A 2,781-nucleotide genomic window follows, 5' to 3' on the forward strand; every position below is an offset into this window, starting at 1 on the left:
GAGGGACACGCAAGTCTTATCGACGCTTCCCACAGAGACAATGACAGGACAGTCGTATCTGATTTCGTAAATCCCATGCAGTTCGGTCCAACTGAGGACCTCGAAAGCTATCCCCGTGATATCGAACACGATGCAAAGCTGGTCGAAGCTCACGGCGGCGACCTTATCTTCAATCCCGAGCCTGAGGAAATGTACCATGAGGGCTTCTCCTCATTCGTGGACATGACAGTTCTCACACAGGAGCTTTGCGGACTCAGCCGCCCTGTACATTTCAGAGGCGTATGCACAGTCGTATCAAAGCTTTTCAATATAGTAAAGCCTGACAGAGCCTACTTCGGCAAGAAAGACGCTCAGCAGCTTGCAGTTATCCGCCACATGGTTGACGACCTTAATATGGACATCGAGATAATCGGCTGTCCTATCGTCCGCGAATCTGACGGACTTGCAAAGAGTTCACGCAATACATATCTTAATGAAGCTGAAAGAAAGGCAGCCCTTGTACTTTCACAGTCAATATTTCTCGGCATGGATATGGTAAACAGCGGCGAAAAAGACTGCTCTGCGATCATAGCTGCTATGAAAAAGCACATCGAAGCTGAACCTCTTTCACGCATCGATTACGTAAAGATAGTTGACTGCGCAACAATGCAGCAGATAAAGACTCTCGACCGTCCCGCACTCTGCGCAATTGCTGTATATATCGGCAAAACTCGCCTTATCGACAACTTCTTCACCGAAGACGTATAAGGAGGCAGCAATGGAAATATCAATGCTCAAAAGCAAGATACACCGCGCTGTCATAACTCAGGCTGAACTCAACTACGTCGGCAGCATAACTATTGACGAGGAGCTTATGGAAGCTTCGGGACTTTACGAATACGAGCACGTTCACGTAGTTAATGTCAACAGCGGCAGCCGTATCGAGACTTATGTCATCGCAGGTGAACGCGGAAGCGGAGTTATCTGTCTCAACGGAGCAGCAGCCCGTGCAGGACAGAAAGGCGACCATGTTATCATCATGGCATACGCAGCAATGACTCCCGAAGAAATAAAGGCTCATCGTCCGAAGGTAGTTTTTGTAGGCGACAATAATGAGATAATCAAGGTTGCAGACTACGAAAAGCACGGCGTTTTAATGTAATATACAAATTCAGCCCCGAACAATGTTCGGGGCTTTTTCATTATATTTTAGTGATTAGTGCTTAGTTTTCAGGACGCACTGTAGGGGCGAGTTCCGCTCGCCCGAAAAGAGCAGCAAGTAACATTAACGCACTTACAATTAGTTAAAGGCTTCTTTCAGCCATTTTACAAGACGTTCCATTGAATACGGGATATCATCGCAGTAAATGCTCATGACCTCTTCAACATCCGCGCCTTTAGCCATTTTACGTATATCCCTGGTACTGCTTCCGAAGCCGCTGCTGCCCTGAGTTGCTATAAGATAAAGCTTCTTTCCGCTGAGATCGCTGTTCTCGAGGAATGTAGCCACAGGCATTGGAACTGTGCCGCACCATAGCGGATAAATCAGTATCACCGAATTATAGCCGCTTATGTCAATAGGCTCTATTTCAGGACGAGCGTCATTGCTAAGCTCCTTTAATGACACTGTTACTGTACTGCCGTAGCTTGACGGGTACTTCGTCCCTGTCACCGTTATCGCCTTAGTTTCGCAATCTGCCGCATTTTTTATCATCTCAGCAAGCAGCTGATTGCTGCCCATAAGCTCACCGTCTGCAATCAGCAGAGAAGCTCCCGAAACAGCGTCCACATCTTCATCAAAATCCGTATTGCCAACCCTTGTGAAATACACAACGAGCGGCTTTTCGCTGAGCTGTACTTTTTCGCCGCTTACCGCATCATTGAGGCTTATATCCACTACCTTGAAATGGCGGTTGAGATAGGGCACAAGGGCAAGTCCCACAGCAATGGCAGCTATAGTTCCAAGAGCGATAAAAATGCCTGCTTTTTTCTTTTTCTTCGTCCTGATATAGCCGCGCATACCGCCGTGAAATACGGACAGTGCCAGCACAGCTGTGGCAAGATATTTATGCAGGTCACTGCTTCCCAAGGCTCTGAACCACGGAAAAACAAGCCTTGAAACGCCCATGCTGCTGACCATGAGAACAATGCTGCAAATCATGAGCAATACTGTTGAGATGTTGAATATCTTTCGCGGTACAGGCTTTTTCGAGCCGTTAAACAGCGTTGCGTACCATTTTCGCTTTATGATGATGTGTACTGCAAGACACACAAAAAAGCCTATTCCAAGCACTTCATGAACTGTATTTCCCGTAAATACGTACAGCATTTGCGCAAGAAGCAGTCCATACATGGCTATATCCACAATTATTCCGACTGTTTTTTTAGTTTTTGCTTTATCCACTTACATCACTCCTATACAACATCAAAGCTGTAATCCCCGTGTATGGGGATATTTTTTTCGTCTATGCTTTCAATGCTTCCCCATGAATGATTTTCGAGAGCTTCGATAAGGTCTGCAATATCGCGCTCAGTTCCCTCTGCTTCCATTTCAACAGAGCCGTCAGGGAGATTTCTCACCCAGCCCGAAATGCCTAATCTGCGGGCTGTATGGCTTGCCTTCCAGCGGAATCCCACTCCCTGCACATATCCGTAAAAGATCAGATGCTTTCTTACCTTTTCCATTTTTTCACTCCTGAACACTTTTTATAATATTATACAGCATAGTTTTTATGCAGTCAAGCAGAGAAAATGAACAACAGCGCAGTTCTTTACTTTTACGGTCTATCGTGGTATAATTTA

General features: G+C 46.0%; 4 protein-coding genes. 2 read left to right on the plus strand and 2 right to left on the minus strand.

Features of this window, described 5'->3' with window-relative positions:
- A partial coding sequence (gene panC / locus QZZ41_RS00395; protein ID WP_295066630.1) for a pantoate--beta-alanine ligase occupies window positions 1–747 on the plus strand: 747 nt, incomplete at its 5' end.
- Between the two features lie 10 nt (window positions 748–757).
- A complete protein-coding gene (gene panD / locus QZZ41_RS00400) occupies window positions 758–1,141 on the plus strand; it encodes an aspartate 1-decarboxylase (RefSeq protein WP_295066632.1) in 384 nt (127 codons plus the stop codon).
- A 138-nt stretch (window positions 1,142–1,279) separates the two neighbouring features.
- Here the strand turns inward: panD and QZZ41_RS00405 are convergent, their stop codons facing one another.
- Window positions 1,280–2,383 (minus strand): flavodoxin, encoded by a 1,104-nt coding sequence (locus QZZ41_RS00405; protein WP_295066634.1) that lies wholly within the window; start codon window positions 2,381–2,383, stop codon window positions 1,280–1,282.
- Between the two features lie 11 nt (window positions 2,384–2,394).
- Window positions 2,395–2,664 (minus strand): acylphosphatase, encoded by a 270-nt coding sequence (locus QZZ41_RS00410; RefSeq protein ID WP_295066637.1) that lies wholly within the window; start codon window positions 2,662–2,664, stop codon window positions 2,395–2,397.
- Window positions 2,665–2,781: the final 117 nt, after the last annotated feature.

Source organism: Ruminococcus sp. (assembly GCF_016283395.1).